Origin of the sequence: Stenotrophomonas veracruzanensis (genome assembly GCF_032911525.1) — a bacterium.
GTDB classification, from domain to species: Bacteria; Pseudomonadota; Gammaproteobacteria; order Xanthomonadales; family Xanthomonadaceae; genus Stenotrophomonas; species Stenotrophomonas africana.
Window position 1 is genome coordinate 1 of sequence record NZ_JAWJTI010000029.1, and the last position, 15,997, is coordinate 15,997.

At 66.3% G+C, this 15,997-nt stretch carries 17 protein-coding genes; 14 read left to right on the top strand and 3 right to left on the bottom strand.

Going from position 1 to position 15,997, the window contains the following annotated elements; translation table 11 throughout:
* Nucleotides 1-206: 206 nt before the first annotated feature.
* From rsmD to R1H25_RS15485, 6 genes are all read left to right on the top strand, one after another.
* Entirely contained in the window at nucleotides 207-785 is a 579-nt protein-coding gene (rsmD, locus tag R1H25_RS15460) for a 16S rRNA (guanine(966)-N(2))-methyltransferase RsmD (RefSeq protein WP_049446249.1), read from the top strand.
* A gap of 26 nt (nucleotides 786-811) precedes the next feature.
* A complete protein-coding gene (gene coaD / locus R1H25_RS15465; RefSeq protein WP_005409091.1) occupies nucleotides 812-1,321 on the top strand; it encodes a pantetheine-phosphate adenylyltransferase in 510 nt (169 codons plus the stop codon).
* A gap of 60 nt (nucleotides 1,322-1,381) precedes the next feature.
* On the top strand, nucleotides 1,382-1,873 hold the full coding sequence (locus R1H25_RS15470; RefSeq protein WP_004153167.1) for a hypothetical protein: 492 nt from the start codon (nucleotides 1,382-1,384) through the stop codon (nucleotides 1,871-1,873).
* Between the two features lie 132 nt (nucleotides 1,874-2,005).
* Nucleotides 2,006-2,287 carry a YfhL family 4Fe-4S dicluster ferredoxin gene (locus tag R1H25_RS15475; RefSeq protein WP_004153175.1) on the top strand — a complete coding sequence of 94 codons (282 nt, stop codon included), beginning with the start codon at nucleotides 2,006-2,008 and terminating at the stop codon, nucleotides 2,285-2,287.
* The gene (gene ggt / locus R1H25_RS15480) at nucleotides 2,284-4,014 is read left to right on the top strand and encodes a gamma-glutamyltransferase (protein WP_317224035.1); all 1,731 of its coding nucleotides are present in this window, start codon (nucleotides 2,284-2,286) and stop codon (nucleotides 4,012-4,014) included. The genes R1H25_RS15475 and ggt overlap by 4 nt, the downstream gene beginning before the upstream one ends.
* Nucleotides 4,015-4,134: 120 nt before the next feature.
* Nucleotides 4,135-5,022: an MBL fold metallo-hydrolase gene (locus tag R1H25_RS15485; protein ID WP_317224036.1), complete on the top strand. Its 888-nt coding sequence runs from the start codon at nucleotides 4,135-4,137 to the stop codon at nucleotides 5,020-5,022.
* 82 nt (nucleotides 5,023-5,104) lie between these two features.
* On the opposite strand, the gene R1H25_RS15490 is transcribed toward R1H25_RS15485, so the two are convergent.
* Nucleotides 5,105-5,398 (bottom strand): PsiF family protein, encoded by a 294-nt coding sequence (locus R1H25_RS15490; RefSeq protein ID WP_049446255.1) that lies wholly within the window; start codon nucleotides 5,396-5,398, stop codon nucleotides 5,105-5,107.
* Nucleotides 5,399-5,458: 60 nt separating this feature from the next.
* Here R1H25_RS15490 and R1H25_RS15495 point away from each other — a divergent pair, with 60 nt between their 5' ends.
* Together R1H25_RS15495 and R1H25_RS15500 are read left to right on the top strand one after the other, a co-directional pair.
* Nucleotides 5,459-5,893, top strand: coding sequence for a metalloregulator ArsR/SmtB family transcription factor (locus tag R1H25_RS15495; RefSeq protein ID WP_317224037.1), 435 nt, complete (start codon nucleotides 5,459-5,461; stop codon nucleotides 5,891-5,893).
* Nucleotides 5,865-6,344: an SRPBCC family protein gene (locus R1H25_RS15500; RefSeq protein ID WP_197593743.1), complete on the top strand. Its 480-nt coding sequence runs from the start codon at nucleotides 5,865-5,867 to the stop codon at nucleotides 6,342-6,344. Before R1H25_RS15495 ends, R1H25_RS15500 begins: the two co-directional genes overlap by 29 nt.
* A gap of 58 nt (nucleotides 6,345-6,402) precedes the next feature.
* On the opposite strand, the gene upp is transcribed toward R1H25_RS15500, so the two are convergent.
* A complete protein-coding gene (gene upp, locus R1H25_RS15505) occupies nucleotides 6,403-7,035 on the bottom strand; it encodes a uracil phosphoribosyltransferase (protein ID WP_057499348.1) in 633 nt (210 codons plus the stop codon).
* Nucleotides 7,036-7,251: 216 nt separating this feature from the next.
* Between upp and R1H25_RS15510 the strand changes: the two genes are divergently transcribed.
* Genes R1H25_RS15510 through R1H25_RS15525 form a run of 4 tightly spaced genes read left to right on the top strand, consistent with a single transcriptional unit; the run spans nucleotide 7,252 to nucleotide 12,857 of the window.
* Nucleotides 7,252-9,765, top strand: coding sequence for a TonB-dependent receptor (locus tag R1H25_RS15510; protein WP_373695569.1), 2,514 nt, complete (start codon nucleotides 7,252-7,254; stop codon nucleotides 9,763-9,765).
* Nucleotides 9,765-10,868: a phytase gene (locus tag R1H25_RS15515; protein WP_317224039.1), complete on the top strand. Its 1,104-nt coding sequence runs from the start codon at nucleotides 9,765-9,767 to the stop codon at nucleotides 10,866-10,868. The genes R1H25_RS15510 and R1H25_RS15515 overlap by 1 nt, the downstream gene beginning before the upstream one ends.
* Nucleotides 10,869-10,882: 14 nt before the next feature.
* Entirely contained in the window at nucleotides 10,883-12,232 is a 1,350-nt protein-coding gene (locus R1H25_RS15520; RefSeq protein WP_317224056.1) for a metallophosphoesterase family protein, read from the top strand.
* Nucleotides 12,233-12,242: 10 nt separating this feature from the next.
* Nucleotides 12,243-12,857: an inorganic diphosphatase gene (locus tag R1H25_RS15525; RefSeq protein WP_317224040.1), complete on the top strand. Its 615-nt coding sequence runs from the start codon at nucleotides 12,243-12,245 to the stop codon at nucleotides 12,855-12,857.
* 19 nt (nucleotides 12,858-12,876) lie between these two features.
* On the opposite strand, the gene R1H25_RS15530 is transcribed toward R1H25_RS15525, so the two are convergent.
* Entirely contained in the window at nucleotides 12,877-13,461 is a 585-nt protein-coding gene (locus R1H25_RS15530) for a hypothetical protein (protein WP_154348869.1), read from the bottom strand.
* A 109-nt stretch (nucleotides 13,462-13,570) separates the two neighbouring features.
* On the opposite strand from R1H25_RS15530, the gene R1H25_RS15535 reads away from it, so the two are divergent.
* Nucleotides 13,571-14,986, top strand: a complete 1,416-nt coding sequence (locus R1H25_RS15535) for a deoxyribodipyrimidine photo-lyase (protein WP_317224041.1) — start codon at nucleotides 13,571-13,573, stop codon at nucleotides 14,984-14,986.
* Between the two features lie 140 nt (nucleotides 14,987-15,126).
* Nucleotides 15,127-15,822 (top strand): OmpA family protein, encoded by a 696-nt coding sequence (locus R1H25_RS15540; RefSeq protein ID WP_053442840.1) that lies wholly within the window; start codon nucleotides 15,127-15,129, stop codon nucleotides 15,820-15,822.
* Nucleotides 15,823-15,997 lie beyond the last annotated feature (175 nt).

Here is a 15,997-nt window from a genome sequence, read left to right on the forward strand (position 1 = left end):
TGAGCCGCATGGATGCGGCGACCGAGCTTACATGGACGTACTTGCAGCGTCCCCCTCGACCGGACCCACCCCGCCAACCCACGGATAGCCGGCTTTTGCCGTTGCTTCGGCCGTTGCCGTGGCTTCGACGGGTGCCGGGCAAAGCCCGGCCGAACTACAATCCCGCTCATGCTGAATTTCTCGAATACCTCCCGTCGGGGGCGCCGATGAGCGGCCGTGGGGGCAATGACGGCCAGGTCCGCATCATCGGCGGGCGCTGGCGCAATACCCGTCTGCCGGTGCCGACCCTGCCGGGGCTGCGGCCCAGCAGCGATCGCGTGCGCGAGACCCTTTTCAACTGGTTGATGCCCAGGCTGGGCGGCGCGCGGGTGCTGGACCTGTTCGCCGGCAGCGGCGCGCTGGGCCTGGAGGCGGTCTCGCGTGGTGCCGCCCACGCCACCCTGGTCGAGCGCGACGCACAGCTGGGACGCAATCTGACCGCGGCCGTGGCCAAGCTGCAGGCCTCCGAGCAGGTCACCGTCGTGCAGGCCGATGCCCTGCGCTGGCTGCAAGGGGCGCAGGCGCAGCAGGCCGACCTGGTCTTCATCGACCCGCCGTTCGCCGATGGCCTGTGGCAGGACGTGCTGGCCCAGCTGCCGCGGCATCTGGCTGCCGATGCCTGGCTGTACCTGGAATCGCCGGCCGGCCACGTGCCGATGCTGCCGCCGGACTGGTTGCTGCACCGCGAGGGCGGCACCCGTGAGGTGCGCTTTGCCCTGTACCGCCGCGCCACTGCTACACTTTGACCTCATCTGAACATCTGCATCCGCCCATGACCGTGGCCAACCGCCGCATTGCCGTCTACCCCGGCACGTTCGACCCCATCACCAACGGTCATATCGACCTGGTAAGCCGGGCCGCACCACTGTTCGAAAAGGTCGTGGTCGGCGTGGCACAGAGCCCGTCGAAGGGACCGGCACTGCCGCTGGAGCAGCGCGTGCAGCTGGCACGTGGCGCATTGGGCCACCACGGCAACGTCGAAGTCATCGGCTTCGACACCCTGCTGGCCCATTTCGTACGTTCGGTCCAGGGCGGGGTGCTGCTGCGCGGCCTGCGCGCGGTGTCCGATTTCGAGTACGAGTTCCAGATGGCCAGCATGAACCGCCATCTGATTCCGGAGGTCGAGACCCTGTTCCTGACCCCGGCCGAGCAGCACAGCTTCATTTCGTCCTCGCTGGTCCGCGAGATCGCGCGCCTGGGCGGCGACGTGTCCGGCTTCGTGCCGGCCGCGGTGCTCGAAGCCCTGCGCAAGGTCCGCGAAGCGAAGGCTGCACAGTCGTAAGCCCTGCTGTACCCGCACCCCATTACGTACAACACCACGCACCATTCCGGGAGGAAACCCATGAACACCACCATGCGCGCGATGCTGATCGCTTCGTTGGCCCTGGCCTTCACCGCCTGCAAGAAGGAAGAGGCCGCTCCGGTCGACGAGGCCAAGCAGGCCCTGGTCGCTCCGTCCAAGGACGACGATGCAGGCTGGAAGAAGTACCTGCAGGAAGTGGCCATCCAGAACATGGGCAACATCACCAACAGCCCGTTCCTGTACTACCTCTCGCCGGAGTCGGACCCGGACTTCCAGGCCAAGTACGAGCGCCAGACCGAGAGCGCGACCCAGGCCGTGGCCCGTGGCGTGCAGCCGGGCAACATGCTGGCCTTCGGTTCGTCGGCCTCGGGCAAGATGGCTGACATGATCCAGGCCGTCTTCAAGGACGTGTCGCCCGATTCGATGAAGGGCGTGCGCGTCGTCTTCATCGGCCAGTCGGCCGACAACGCCCGCGTACAGGCTGCGATCCAGCCGACCGGTGCCGAGTACATTTTCGTCGAAGCCAAGTAATACCGAGCCATGGCGGCCATGCTCCGGCATGGCCCGGGCGGCGTCCTGCAAGGGCGCCGCTGATGACCTGACCGGCCCGCGCGCCCGCGCTGGCCGGTCCTTTGTCCCAGGGCGCGGGCGAGGAGTATCGCCGTGTCGCTGAAAATCAACGAGCTCTGCGTCAACTGCGACGTATGCGAGCCGGCCTGCCCGAACCAGGCCATTGCGATGGGTGAAACCATCTACGTGATCGACCCTGCGCGCTGCACCGAATGCGTGGGTCATTTCGACGAGCCACAGTGCGTGGTCGTCTGCCCGGTCGAGTGCATCGACCCGGATCCGGAGATCGTGGAAACGGAAGACCAGCTGCTGGCCAAGCTGCGCCAGTTGCAGCACGATCACCCCGAACTCTACGCGGAGCCCCCATCCGAATGAAGACGCTGATCGTCCGCCCCCTGTTGCTGCTCGGCCTGCTGCTGAGCCCGATGGCCTGGGCCGACAGCCCGGCCCGTGCCGAGCGCCCCGACGGCGCAGCCATTGCCAGCGGCCACGCGCTGGCCACCCAGGCCGGCATCGACATCCTGGCGCAGGGCGGCAACGCCTTCGACGCCGCGGTGGCGGTGTCGTCCACGCTGGCGGTGGTCGAGCCGATCAGTTCCGGGCTGGGCGGCGGCGGCTTCTTCCTGCTGCACGACGCGGCCACCGGCAAGGACGTGATGCTGGATGCACGCGAGACCGCACCGGCCGCGGCAACTCCGCAGGCCTTCCTCGACAAGCAGGGCAACCTGGACCGTGATCGTTCGGTCAACGGCGCCTGGTCGGCCGGTATTCCCGGCTTGCCCGCGGCGCTGGTCGAGCTGTCGGCCAAGCACGGCAAGCTGCCGTTGTCGGCCTCGCTGCAGCCGGCGATCCGCATCGCGCGCGAAGGCTTCCCGGTGTACGACCGCATGGCCAAGGGCTATGCCTCGCGTCGCGAAGTGATGGAACGCTACCCCGGCACCCGTGAGGTCTACCTGCGCAACGGCAAGCCGATCGCCAGCGGCGACCTGTTCAAGCAGCCGGAACTGGCACAGACCCTGGAGCGACTGGCCGCGGGTGGCTTCGATGGTTTCTACAAGGGCCAGACCGGCAAGCTGCTGCTGGCCGGCGTGAAGCAGGCCGGCGGCCAGTGGACCTCTGAAGAGCTGGCCGGCTACCGCGTGAAGCAGCGCGAGCCGATCGTGTTCAACTACAACGGGTGGAAGATCACCACCGCGCCGCCGCCGTCGTCCGGCGGCATCGCGCTGGCCAGCATGCTGCAGATCCTGGAAGGCTGGGACATCAAGAAGATGGACCCGGCACATCGCACCCATCTGGTGGTGGAGTCGATGCGTCGCGCCTACCGCGACCGCACCTTCTTCCTCGGCGATCCGGACTTCGTGCAGATCCCGCAGAAGGTGCTGACCAGCAAGGATTACGCACAGGGCCTGCGCGCGACCATCCATCCGGAGAAGGCCACGCCCAGCGACCTGCTGTCGGGCAACCCGACGCCGCTGGAAGACGACGAAACCACGCACTTCTCGATCATCGACCGTGACGGCAACCGTGTCGGCGCCACCCAGACCGTCAATCTGCTTTACGGCTCGGGGCTGATTCCCAAGGGCACCGGCGTGCTGCTGAACAACGAGATGGACGACTTCGCACTGAAGCCGGGCACGCCCAATGCGTTCGGCGTGATGGGCTATGAAGCCAATGCGCCGAAGGCGGGCAAGCGCATGCTCAGCTCGATGACGCCGACCTTCATGGAGAACGCCGACAAGGTGGTGGTGCTGGGTACCCCCGGTGGCAGTCGCATCATCACCATGGTGCTGCTGGGCATCCTGGGCTACGACGACGGCCTGGACGCGCAGCAGGTTGCCGCGCTGCCGCGCTACCACCACCAGTGGCTGCCGGACCTGATCGAAGCCGAGGACGATGCGTTCGACGCGGCGACGGTGAAGCAGCTGCAGGCCATGGGTCACAAGATCGACCTGCCGGGCGACGTTGCCGCCGGTGGCCGCGGTTCCAGCCACGTGTGGGGCAATCTGCAGACCGTGGAATGGGACCGCAAGGCCAACAAACTGTTCGGCGGCAGCGACCCGCGCAATCCGGTGGGCAGTGCCCAGGTCGTACCGGCACACTGATCCGGTCGTGCCGGCCGTTGGCCGGCAATCTGGCCGATTACCGAAACCCCGCCTTTGCCGGTGGGGTTTTCTGTTTTCCTCCTAGCGATTATTTAACGAGCCGGCGCCGATAATCGACGCATGAAACTCTGGTCTATTCGTGGAAACTCGCAGCGCCTCGACGGCGGCGCGATGTTCGGCAACGCGCCGCGCGCGTTGTGGGAAAAATGGGCGGCACCGGACGAGCTCAATCGCATCGAGCTGGCCTGCCGTGCACTGCTTGCCAGCCCGCTGGAAGGCAAGACCGTGCTGTTTGAAACCGGTATCGGCGCGTTCTTCGATCCGCGCATGCGCGAGCGCTATGGCGTGCAGGAAAGCCAGCACGTGCTGATCGATTCGCTGCGCGAAGCCGGCTTCGAGCACGAGGATATCGACGTAGTGGTGCTCAGCCACCTGCACTTCGATCATGCCGGTGGCCTGCTGGCGGCGTGGAGCGAGGGTCGCGAGCCGGAACTGCTGTTCCCCAACGCAACCTACGTGGTCGGCGCGCAGCATTGGCAGCGCGCCGTGCAGCCACACCCGCGCGACCGCGCCAGCTTCATTCCGGAACTGCCCGGCCTGCTGCAGGCCAGTGGCCGTCTGGAAGTGGTGGACGGTGAATACTCCAAGGCGTTGGGGCGCAGCGTACGCTTCAGCTACAGCGACGGGCACACACCGGGGCTGATGCTGGCCGAGATCGTCGGCCATGCGCAGGCCGGCGAGGGGCCGCATGGCGGCGTGGTGTTCTGCGCCGACCTGATTCCCGGCCGTTCATGGGTGCACGTGCCGATCACCATGGGCTATGACCGCAACGCCGAGCTGCTGATCGACGAGAAGCGGCAGTTCCTCGAAGACAAGCTGGCGCGCAACGTGCGGCTGTTCTTCACCCACGACCCGCAGGTGGCACTGGCGCAGCTGGGCCGCGATGACAAGGGTCGTTTCGTGACCATGCACGAGCAGGGTGAACTGAAGGCGCGCGCGTTGGGGTAATGAAATGGCCGGGCATTGCCCGGCCATTCACTGATGCCCGTGGATCCACGCCACGCGTGTATTGTTTTCCCGGTCGCGACCGTTACGACGCCTTCAGGCAGCTGCTCATGAAGGTCTTGCGCGCATCACCGGCGAGCTTCTTGGCACCCGCGTCAGCGTTGCACTTGCGCATGCGTTCCTGCTGCGCATTGACAGGCTTGGTGTCGGCGGCATGGCCGCTGAGGCAGGAACTCTGTGCGGTCTTGTAGGCATCACCCTTCAAACCCTTGTTCTTGGCCGAGCATTCGGCCATGCGCTGCTGCTGCGGCGTGGTGGCGTTGGCAGCCAGGGGCAGGCTGACCAGCAGGACAGCGGCCAGCAGGAAAGAAGCTTTCATCGACAGCACTCCAAGCGGTGGCGGGTGCGCGGAGCATTCGCTTCCACACGGCAAGACCACGTGAAGAATCATGCCCCGGCCGCGCTTGCTTGCAGCGGCATTCAGATCGGCGTATTACTTAGCCATATGGGTAAGTATGATCCCGCCATCCAAGACGTGTTCCAGGCACTGGCCGACCCCACCCGATGCGCGATCGTAGCCGCGCTGGGGCAGGGGCCGCGCACGGTGTCGACGCTGGCAGAGCCGTTCGAGATGGCCTTGCCCTCGCTGATGAAACATCTGGCCGTGCTGGAGCGCAATGGCGTGGTGCGCAGCCACAAGCAGGGACGTGTACGCACCTGCGAACTGGTGCCGGAACGGTTGGCCCAGGCCGAGCAATGGCTGGCCGGGCAGCGTGCCGCATGGGAAGCGCGTGCCGACCGCATGGTCGATTTCGTCGAAACCCTTCACCGACAGGAGCAGGCCCATGGCCGTAGACGCAGGCAACAACCCTGACACCGATCTGGTCATCAGCCGCGTGCTGAATGCACCGCGTGCCGCCCTGTGGCGGGCCTGGACCGATCCGGAACTGCTGCGCCAGTGGTGGTGCCCGAAGCCCTGGACCACCGAGGTGCGAGCGTTCGACCTGCGCCCCGGTGGGGCCTTCCACACCTTCATGCAGGGCCCCGACGGCGGCAGCAGTGACAACCCGGGCAGCTTCCTGGAGATCGTGCCGCAGCAGCGCCTGGTGTTCACCTCGATGCTCGGCCCGGGCTGGCGGCCGCAGTCACCGTGGTTGGGTTTCACCGCCATCATCACGATGGAGGACGAAGGGCAGGGCTGCCGCTATACCGCGCGGGTGATGCACCCGGACAAGGCCCTGCGTGACCAGCATGAGCAGTTGGGCTTCTTCGACGGCTGGAACACCGTCATCGGCCAGCTGGAAGCGTTCGCCGCCGGCCTGTAGTACAGCGCTTGGGGTCAGATCCCTTTCTGCGAAAGGGATCCGACACCGGTCCGCCGGATCAGCCGACGCGGGTACCGAAGATGCGGTCACCGGCATCACCCAGGCCCGGAAGGATGTAGCCCTTGTCGTTGAGCTGGGCATCGACGGCTGCGGTGTAGATCTCCACGTCCGGGTGCACGGCCTTGACCGCTTCGATGCCTTCCGGCGCGGCCACCAGGAAGATGCCCTTGATGCGGCGGGCGCCGGCACGCTTGAGCATGTCGATGGTGGCGATCAGCGTGCCGCCGGTGGCCAGCATCGGGTCCAGGATCAGCGCGTCGCGCTCTTCCAGGCGGCCGGTCAGGCGCTCGAAGTAGGGCACCGGCTGCAGGGTTTCCTCATCGCGCTGCAGGCCGACCACGCTGACGCGGGCGGCCGGGATCAGCGACAGCACGCCGCTGAGCATGCCCAGGCCAGCGCGCAGGATCGGCACCACGGTGATCTTGGCGCCCGCAATGCGCTGCACGGTGACCGGGCCGGCCCAGCCGGGCAGGGTGTGCGGCTCGGTATCCAGGTCGGCGGTGGCCTCATAGGCCAGCAGCGTGCCGAGCTCGTTGGCCAGCTCGCGGAAGTCCTTGGTGCTGAGCGCAGCGTTGCGCATCAGGCCGATCTTGTGCTGCACCAGCGGGTGGCGCACTTCGACGATCTTCATGGTCGGAAGGGGGGAGAAGGAGAGAGGGCGCCATTTTGCCGGATTGGCGGGCCGAACCCAAACCTGGCCCGGAGCGGTGTTACTCGAAATGTGCAGACGCATGTCACGGCCATGCAACCTTGCGGACATACCGTGCAGACCCATTCTTAACAGGAATGGGGATTCCCAGTGCATATCAAGACTCCGTTGGCCGTTGCCATCACCCTGACCCTGGCAATGGGGGCCGCAGCACCGCTGCAGGCCGCCGGGCAGCAGGCGGTAGCCGCCACCGGCGCCGTGGCGTCGGATGCAGTCGACCTGGACCGCATCGAGGTGCGTGCCCAGCTCGAATCGCAGATCCGCGCAGTCGACCTCAAGCGCAGCAGCGACGCCATCGAAGACGCAGTGTCCTCCGATGCTCTGGGCCAGTATCCGGACAAGAACGTGGCCGAGTCGCTGCAGCGCCTGCCGGGCATCAGCGTGACCCGCGACCAGGGCGAAGGCCGCTTCGTGGTCATCCGTGGCCTGGACGCCAACCTCAACAGCGTCAGCGTAGATGGCATCGCGGTCGGCACGCCGGAGGATTCCAGCCGTGCCGCGCCGCTGGACGTGATCCCGTCCGACTCCACCGAGCGCCTGCGCGTGGTCAAGTCGCCGACCCCGGACATGCCCGGTGATGCCATCGGCGGCGCGGTGCTGGTGGAATCGGCCTCGGCCTTCGACCGCGACGGTCGCAGCCTGCGCGGCAAGATCGAGGGCAGCCACCAGCAGCTGTCCGGCGAGACAAGCCCCAAGGCCGCCTTCAACTACAGCGAAGTGTTCAACGACACGTTCGGCGTGGCGTTGGGCGTGAACTACCAGAAGCGCCGGTTCGAGTCGGACAACACCGAAGTGGAGTACGACGGCGAGGACGATGCCGCCCCCGGTGACGTGACCGCGATCAACCTGCAGCACCGCAAGTACGAGATCGAGCGCAAGCGCATCGGTGCCAACCTCAACCTCGACTGGCGGCCGAACGACGACAGCAAGTACTACCTGCGCACGCTCTACAGCCAGTTCGACGATGCGGAGACCCGCCAGCGCGTGATCTTCAACTTCGATGACGCGAAGATGGTCAAGACCGGCACTGACCAGTACCGCCTGGATGGCATGCCGAAGGATTCGATCGACAAGCGCATGCGCTACCGCACCAAGAAGGAAAACACCTTCGCGGCCAGTCTCGGTGGCGAGAACAAGCTGACCAACGCCGTGGTCGATTACCGGATCGGCTACACCCGCACCGAGGAGCGGGTGAACGACGAGATGGAGGCGCGCTTCAAGCTCAACGGCAAGGCCTTCAACGGCACGCTTGACCAGCGCAGCCGCCTGCCCAGCTACAGCTTCGACAACCCGCAGTGGCTGGACAACAGCAACTATGCGTTCGACCGCTTCGTACTCTCGCCCAAGCAGGTGAACGACAAGGAGCACAGCGCGCAGGTCAACGTACGCTTCGACGGCGACAGCAGCAGCATCAAGTTCGGCCTGCTGGGACGCTGGCGCGACCGCGACGTGAATGTGGACGAGCGCGAACTGCGCGTCGGCCCGAAGGTGGCGCTGTCGAGCTGGAGCACCTCCTCGCCCGAACACCGCCACGGCAACCTGGGTGACGGCATGGATTCGGCCGCGATGCGCGCCTTCTGGGCCGCCAACGGTGGCCAGTACAGCGCCCGCCCGCAGGATGCCGGTGGCAACGCGATGACATCGCTGGAAGAGGACTACGTTGCCAGCGAAGACATCTTCGCCACCTATGCGATGGGTACCTGGGACGTGGGCGCGCTGCGTATCATTGGCGGCGTGCGCGTGGAAAACACCCAGTTCAAGGCGGTTGGCAACCAGGTGGACGTGGCCGCCAACGGCCGCAGCTTCACCGTCACCCCGCGCGTGGCCAACAGCAGCTATACCAACGTGCTGCCGGGCCTGCACCTGCGCTATGACGCTGCAGACGACTGGGTGCTGCGTGCCTCGGCCAACAAGACCGTATCGCGCCCCTCGTTCGGTGACATTTCACCGCGCGTGGGCTACAGCCGCGGTGACGAGGAAGTGCGCCTGGGCAATCCGGAACTGGACCCGTACGAGTCGAAGAACATCGACCTGTCGGTGGAGAAGTACATCGGAAGCACCGGTATCGTCTCGCTGGGCCTGTTCCACAAGTCCATCGACGGCTACATCGTGGAGACCGTGCGCACCAACGACCCGGCTTACGGCGGCTTCGACGTGACCCAGCCGATCAACGGCCGCAAGGCCACCGTGCGTGGTGCCGAGTTCAACTGGCAGCAGCAGCTGGCCTTCCTGCCTTCCGGGCTGGATGGATTGCTGGTCGGTGCCAGTGGCACCTGGCTGGATACCAAATTCGATGCCGGCATCAAGGACCGTGCAGGGGAGGATTTCACGCTGCCGCGCGCCTCCAAGCATGTCTACAGCGCACACATCGGCTATGAAAAGTACGGTGTGAGCACGCGCCTGGCGGCCGTATACCGCAGCGAGTACCTGGACAGCATCGGCAAGGGCCGCGCGTTCGACATCTATGTTGCACCCAACACCCAGCTCGATTTCTCGCTGGATTACAAGTTCACCCCGCGGGTGAGCATGTACTTCGAGGCGCAGAACCTGCTGGACAAGCCGCTGGAGCTGTACCAGGGCACGCGTTCGCGCACCCTGCAGATGGAAGAATATGGCCGCACCTATGCGCTGGGCCTGAAGGTGGCACTGTGATGGCGCGTGGCATCACTGCCCTGGCCGTTGCACTGGCCGCCGGCTGCACACCGTCCGCCGGCAACGATCCTGCCATGGCCGCGACGCCAGCGAAGGCCAGCGGCGAGCGCACGGTGACCACCATCGCCGAGGCGTTCCTTTCGCCGATGACCCCGGCTGACAACATCGATTCGCCGGCGGCCTGGCGCGCTCCGGATGGCATGCTGTGGTTGATCGCCACGGCCAAGGCGACCGACAAGCTGGTGGTTTACGACGGCAGCACCGGCCAGCACCTGCGTGACGTGGGCAGCAGCGGCACCGCACCGGGGCAGTTCGACCGCCCAAACGGCATCGCGGTGACCGACGACCTGCTGTGGATCGTGGAGCGCGACAATCACCGCGTGCAGGTGCTGAGCCTGCCGGACTTCGCGCCGCTGGCGACCTTCGCTGCGGACGACCTGCGCAAGCCGTACGGGCTGTGGGTCGACCGCCGTGCCGATGGCTACAGCGTCTACGTCACCGACTCCTGGGACAACGGCGAGGATGCGCAGGGGCGTGACATCCTGCCGCCGCTGGCCGAGCTGGACAAGCGCGTGCGCCAGTACCACGTGACCCGCGACGGTGCGAAGGTCGAGGCGAAGCTGGTGGCCAGCATCGGTGACACCACCGCGGCCGGTGCGCTGCGCGTGGTCGAGTCGATCTGGGGCGATCCGGACAACGACCGCCTGCTGATTGCGGAAGAGGACGAGAGCTACGCCAGCGAGTTCAAGGTCTATACCCTGGCGGGCCGCTTCACCGGCACCACGTTCGGCCGCGATGTGTTCAAGGCGCAGGCCGAAGGCGTGACCCTGCGCACCTGTGGCAAGGACGGATGGTGGATCACCACCGAACAGGGCAAGCAGCGCAGCGTGTTCCACCTGTTCGACCGCCACACGCTGAAGCCGGTCGGCGCGTTCCAGGGCAATACCGTGGCCAACACCGATGGCATCTGGATGATGCGGCAACCCAGCGCGCGCTTCCCGCACGGTGCGCTGTATGCCGTGCACGACGACCAGGGTGTGGTGGCCTTCGACTGGGAGAGCATCGCCAAGCAGCTGGCGTTGCCGCTGGAGTGTGGTGCATGAGCGGGCAGTGCGTGATGCGTACGCTGGCGCTGGGCCTGTTGCTGGCGCTGCCGTCGCTGTCGTTCGCAGCGGCCGAACCGAATACCCAGGTGCCGGCGGGTAGTCGCCACTACGCAGCGACGACGGTGCCGGACCGCATCGTCGCCTCGCCGGCGGTCGACCCCAGCCATGGATTCGCCGTGGCCTGGCGTACCGACGGCAGCGTGCAGGCACCGCTGCTGGAGATTGCCCTCGGCGGTGATTCGCCGGCCATTGAGGGCATCCGCCAGGTGCGCGCAACGACCCGTGCGCTGCAGACCGAGAACGGTCTGTCGCATCATCATCGCGCCGACATCAGCGGCCTGCAGCCGGATACCCAGTACGTCTACCGCGTGCAAGGCAATGGCAGCTGGAGCGCCTGGAACCAGTTGCGTACGCTGGCCGCCGCCGACCAGCCGCTGACCCTGCTGTACTTCGGTGATACCCAGAACAAGAACGTCAGCCACGTCAGCCGGGTGGTGCGTGCCGCGCAGAAGGCTGCACCGCAGGCGCGCATGAGCCTGTTTGCCGGCGACCTGGTCAGCGGTGGCGACAACATGGATGACAGCGAGTGGGGCGAGTGGTTTGCTGCTACCAGCTGGCTGGCGCAGGAAACCCTGGTGGCCCCGGCCATCGGCAACCACGAGTACTTCGAGGAATTCGAGGACACCCCGCAGGAACGCCGCGTGCTGGGCAAGCATTGGCCGGTCACGTTCGCGCTGCCGGGCAATGGCGCCAGCGCCGCACAGCAGACCAGCTACTGGTTCGATGCGCAGGGCGTGCGCGTGGCCGTGGTCGATGGCACGTCGGCCCTCGACCTGGGCACCGCCAAGGCACAGGCACAGTGGCTGGACAAGGTACTGAGCGGCAATCCGCAGCCGTGGACCATCGTGCTGCTGCACCAGCCGTTCTATTCGCCGCGCGAAGGGCGTGAGAACGCCGCGCTGCGTGACGTGCTGCTGCCGGTGGTACGCCGCCACAACGTTGATCTGGTGCTGCAGGGTCACGACCATACCTACGGCCGTCGTGGCGAAGGACAGGCCGCGACGCCGCAGTACGTGGTGACCGTGGCCGGGCCGAAGCAGTACCGCCTTTCCGACGAAGCGCGCAGGACGATGGATCCGGTGGCCGAGGACACCCAGCTGTTCCAGGTGCTGAATATCGACCCACAGCACCTGCGCTATGAAGCACGCACCGTGACCGGTCGTCTCTACGACGCCTTCGAACTGCGCCGCGATGCCAACGGTAGCAAGCTGCGCACGGAGCTGACCGAAGGCCGCATCACGCCACGCGACTGCCCGCGCGCGCAGACCGCCAAGGGGCGTGCCGACCGCTGCTGGGAATGAGGAGACGCATATGAACGCGCCCCGTCGCATCGTTCCTCTCGCTGCCATCGGTGCCGCCCTGCTGTTGCTGGCCAGTGCGGTGACCGCTGCCGATACCGTGTTGCATCCGTTCCTGGTGGCGCAGCCGAAGCAGGCCCCGCAGGAGGTGAATCTGGCGGTGGAGATTCCGGCCGGCAGCTTCACCAAGTACGAGATCAAGGAAGACGGTCTGGTGCATGTGGACCGCTTCCAGTCGATGCCGGTGGCTTATCCGGCCAACTACGGCTCGATGCCGCGCACCCTGGCCGGTGACAACGATCCGCTGGATGCGCTGGTGCTGACCCGCGAACCGCTGCATCCGGGCGTGATCGTGCGCTTCCGGCCGATCGGCTACCTGAAGATGATCGACGGCGGTGAGCGCGACGAGAAGATCATCGGCGTGCCGACCGACAAGGTCGACCCGACCTACGCCACTATCCGCGATCTGCAGGATTTACCGGAGATCGAGCGCCAGCGCATCGAGGCGTTCTTCCGGGTCTACAAGGACCTGCCGACGGGGCGCAACCCGGTGCAACTCAACGGCTGGGGCAACGCCGCCGAAGCGCGTGCGCTGATCAGCAAGGCGATGGAGCGCTTCGAAAAGTAGATCCACGCCATGCGTGGATTCACCCCAGCAACGTCTCGATGAAGGCCTCGGCCTGCAGGCGGTCGCCCAGCACCCGGGCCACTGCCTGCACGGCAGCTTCCTGGTATTCGGCGCGGATGCCGCCGCCGTCGTCATCGTTGTAGAGATCATCTCCGGCTTCCAGATACACAGTGCCGGCCGCGGCCAGAATGGCCATCAGGGTCGGCAGGTCGTCGACAAGTGTGTCCTGCTCCCATCGTCCACAGCCATGTCGTGCGAACAGCACGCGGCCATCGTCCAGGTCGAGGATGAAAGGATCGGCGCCGAGATCGGCCACAACCAGCCAGTTGGCGGGCCAGTCTTCGATCGCCTCGCCGCTGATGCCGTTCCAGCGGTAACCGGCCTGATGGCGCCACAGCCGTTGCAGCGGTGGCACCCACACCTCGAGCCCGGGGATGGTGATGCCGGCATGGCCAACCCTGGCGTTGATCTCGCGCCCCAGTGGCCCGACCTGCACGTAGAAGCGCGCCAGCACCGATGGCAGCGGAAAGGGTCCGTCCCAGTCACGTTCATCCTGGGCCTGCAGCAGGCCGAAGCGAGCGAAGGGAGCGTGCAGCTCATCCATGGCGCAGGTGTTCCAGTAACGGGCCCGGCAGCCTAGCAGACCCCGCCGCGCGCAACGCCTTCACCGCCGCTGGCTATCATGTGCGGCATCCAGAACGAAGGCGATGCACGTGTCGGTAGCGTTGGTGTGGTTTCGCCGTGATCTACGGCTGCAGGACAATCCGGCCCTGCAGGCCGCGCTCGATGCCGGCCATGAAGTGGTACCGGTCTACATCCATGCGCCGCAGGAGGAGGGTGAGTGGTTGCCGGGCGCAGCATCGGACGCGTGGCGCCATCGCTCACTGGCCGCGCTCGACGCCGACCTGCGCGCGCGCGGTTCGTCGCTGGTGCTGCGCAGCGGTGACAGCCTAACGGCTCTGCAGTTGCTGATCGAACAGACCGGCGCCGAGGCGGTGTACTGGAACCGCAAGTACGAACCGGCCACCCAGCCACGCGACGCCACCATCAAGCGCACGCTGCGCGAGCAGGGCATCGACGCGCAGAGCTGTAATGGCAGTCTGCTGTTCGAGCCCTGGGACATCGCGACCCAGCAGGGCCAGCCTTACAAGGTGTTCACTCCCTACTGGCGCAACGTACTCAGTCATTGGCGCCTGCCGGCGCTGCAGGCCGCACCGAAGGCGCTGGCGGCGCACGCGGTCGACAGCCTCGCACTGGATGATCTCCAGCTGGCACCGACGCTGGACTGGGATACCGGCTTCTGGGAGCACTGGCAGCCTGGCGAGGCCGGCGCGCTGGAGGCGTTGTCCGTGTTCGAGGACGGTGCGTTGCGCGGTTACCGCGAGCAGCGCGACCTGCCGGATCGCGTGGGCACCTCGCGGCTTTCGCCGCACCTGCATTTCGGCGAAATCGCACCGTGGCGCATTGCCCATGCGCTGGAAGGCCTGCGCGGTGCGGGCACCGACGCCGACATCGACGGCTACCTGCGCCAGCTCGGCTGGCGTGATTTCGCCTACCACCTGCTGCATCACTTCCCGAAGACGCCCACCGACAACCTCAACCCGCGCTTTGACCGTTTCCCTTGGGCCACGCCCACTGCAGCGCAACTGCACGACTGGCAGCGCGGCAATACCGGCGTGCCTATCGTCGATGCCGGCCTGCGCGAGCTGTGGCACACCGGCTACATGCATAACCGGGTGCGGATGATTGTGGCCAGCTACCTGTGCAAGCACCTGCGTGCGCACTGGCTGCATGGTGCACGCTGGTTCTGGGACACTCTGGTCGATGCCGACCTGGCCAACAACACGATGGGCTGGCAATGGGTGGCCGGAACCGGTGCCGATGCCGCGCCGTACTTCCGCGTGTTCAACCCGGTCACCCAGGCCGAGAAGTTCGACCCACAGGCCCGCTACATCAGCCGCTGGGTGCCCGAACTGGCGGCACTGCCGGTGAAGGCGCGCTTCGCGCCGTGGCAGCATCCGCTACTGCTGGCGGCGCATGCCCCGGGCTATCCGCGTACCCCGCTGGTGGATCTGGCGGTTGGCCGCGACGCAGCGCTGGCGGCTTACCGCCAGTCGGGAGCAGGGTAAAGTGGCGGCTGAGTGATCCAGTCAGTTAGATGAACACGGCCCTGTCGCCACGCCGCATCATCATTCCGGCATCGCATCGGGCTGTTTATTCTCTCTGCGCCCGCAAGCCGCCGGCCCGACCGGAAACCAAGGAGAACCCCATGATCCGCAACACCACCCGCAACGTCGCACTGGCTCTGATGAGTGCGGCCGTCCTGTCGGCCTGCGCCACTGGCGGCTCCTATGTGCAGAGTGACCAGTACGGCAACCCGACCGAGCAGCAGAACCGCACCGGCCGTAATGCGCTGATCGGCACCGCGATTGGTGTGGCCGCTGGCCTGCTGACCGGCGACAGCGCCACCGAGCGTCGTCAGCACGCACTGATCGGTGCCGGTATCGGTGCGCTCAGCGGCGCCGCCGTCGGCCAGTACCAGGATCGCCAGGAACGCGCGCTGCGCGAGCGCACTGCCAACACCGGCATCGATGTGCAGCGCCAGGGCGACAACATCATGCTGAACCTGCCGGACGGCATCACCTTCGACTTCGGCAAGTCGACCCTGAAGCCGCAGTTCTACGGTTCGCTCAACGGCGTGGCAGGCACCCTGCGCGACTACAACCAGACCATGATCGAAGTGGTCGGCCACACCGACAGCATCGGCAGCGACGCGGTCAACAACCGCCTGTCGAAGGAACGTGCCGACTCGGTCGCGCAGTACCTGATCGGCCAGGGCGTGCAGAGCGTACGCATTGAAACTCTGGGTGCCGGCAAGGCGTACCCGATTGCCGACAACAGCACCGATGCGGGCCGCGCGAAGAACCGCCGCGTCGAGATCCGCGTGATTCCGCTCAAGCAGTAACGCGTAGCGTTACTGCTGTTCCGGCGTAGCCGGAACGAAAATGCCGCCCTTGCAGGCGGCATTTTCTGTAGGTGCCGAGCTTGCTCGGCACGCCGATAGCGCATGTAGAGTCGAGCCGTGCTCGACTCCTCTTCTGGTAGATGCCGACCTTGGTCGGCGCGGTCCCAACAGCAGT

Excerpts from the sequence above, each read along its gene's own strand:
- R1H25_RS15520 (WP_317224056.1), top strand. The coding sequence starts at position 10,883 with ATGCGTACGCTGGCGCTGGGCCTGTTGCTGGCGCTGCCGTCGCTGTCG.
- R1H25_RS15525 (WP_317224040.1), top strand. The coding sequence starts at position 12,243 with ATGAACGCGCCCCGTCGCATCGTTCCTCTCGCTGCCATCGGTGCCGCC.
- rsmD (WP_049446249.1), top strand. The coding sequence starts at position 207 with ATGAGCGGCCGTGGGGGCAATGACGGCCAGGTCCGCATCATCGGCGGG.
- ggt (WP_317224035.1), top strand. The coding sequence starts at position 2,284 with ATGAAGACGCTGATCGTCCGCCCCCTGTTGCTGCTCGGCCTGCTGCTG.
- R1H25_RS15540 (WP_053442840.1), top strand. The coding sequence starts at position 15,127 with ATGATCCGCAACACCACCCGCAACGTCGCACTGGCTCTGATGAGTGCG.
- R1H25_RS15490 (WP_049446255.1), bottom strand. The coding sequence starts at position 5,398 with ATGAAAGCTTCTTTCCTGCTGGCCGCTGTCCTGCTGGTCAGCCTGCCC.
- R1H25_RS15470 (WP_004153167.1), top strand. The coding sequence starts at position 1,382 with ATGAACACCACCATGCGCGCGATGCTGATCGCTTCGTTGGCCCTGGCC.
- R1H25_RS15530 (WP_154348869.1), bottom strand. The coding sequence starts at position 13,461 with ATGGATGAGCTGCACGCTCCCTTCGCTCGCTTCGGCCTGCTGCAGGCC.
- coaD (WP_005409091.1), top strand. The coding sequence starts at position 812 with ATGACCGTGGCCAACCGCCGCATTGCCGTCTACCCCGGCACGTTCGAC.
- R1H25_RS15510 (WP_373695569.1), top strand. The coding sequence starts at position 7,252 with ATGGGGGCCGCAGCACCGCTGCAGGCCGCCGGGCAGCAGGCGGTAGCC.
- upp (WP_057499348.1), bottom strand. The coding sequence starts at position 7,035 with ATGAAGATCGTCGAAGTGCGCCACCCGCTGGTGCAGCACAAGATCGGC.
- R1H25_RS15515 (WP_317224039.1), top strand. The coding sequence starts at position 9,765 with ATGGCGCGTGGCATCACTGCCCTGGCCGTTGCACTGGCCGCCGGCTGC.
- R1H25_RS15485 (WP_317224036.1), top strand. The coding sequence starts at position 4,135 with ATGAAACTCTGGTCTATTCGTGGAAACTCGCAGCGCCTCGACGGCGGC.
- R1H25_RS15500 (WP_197593743.1), top strand. The coding sequence starts at position 5,865 with ATGGCCGTAGACGCAGGCAACAACCCTGACACCGATCTGGTCATCAGC.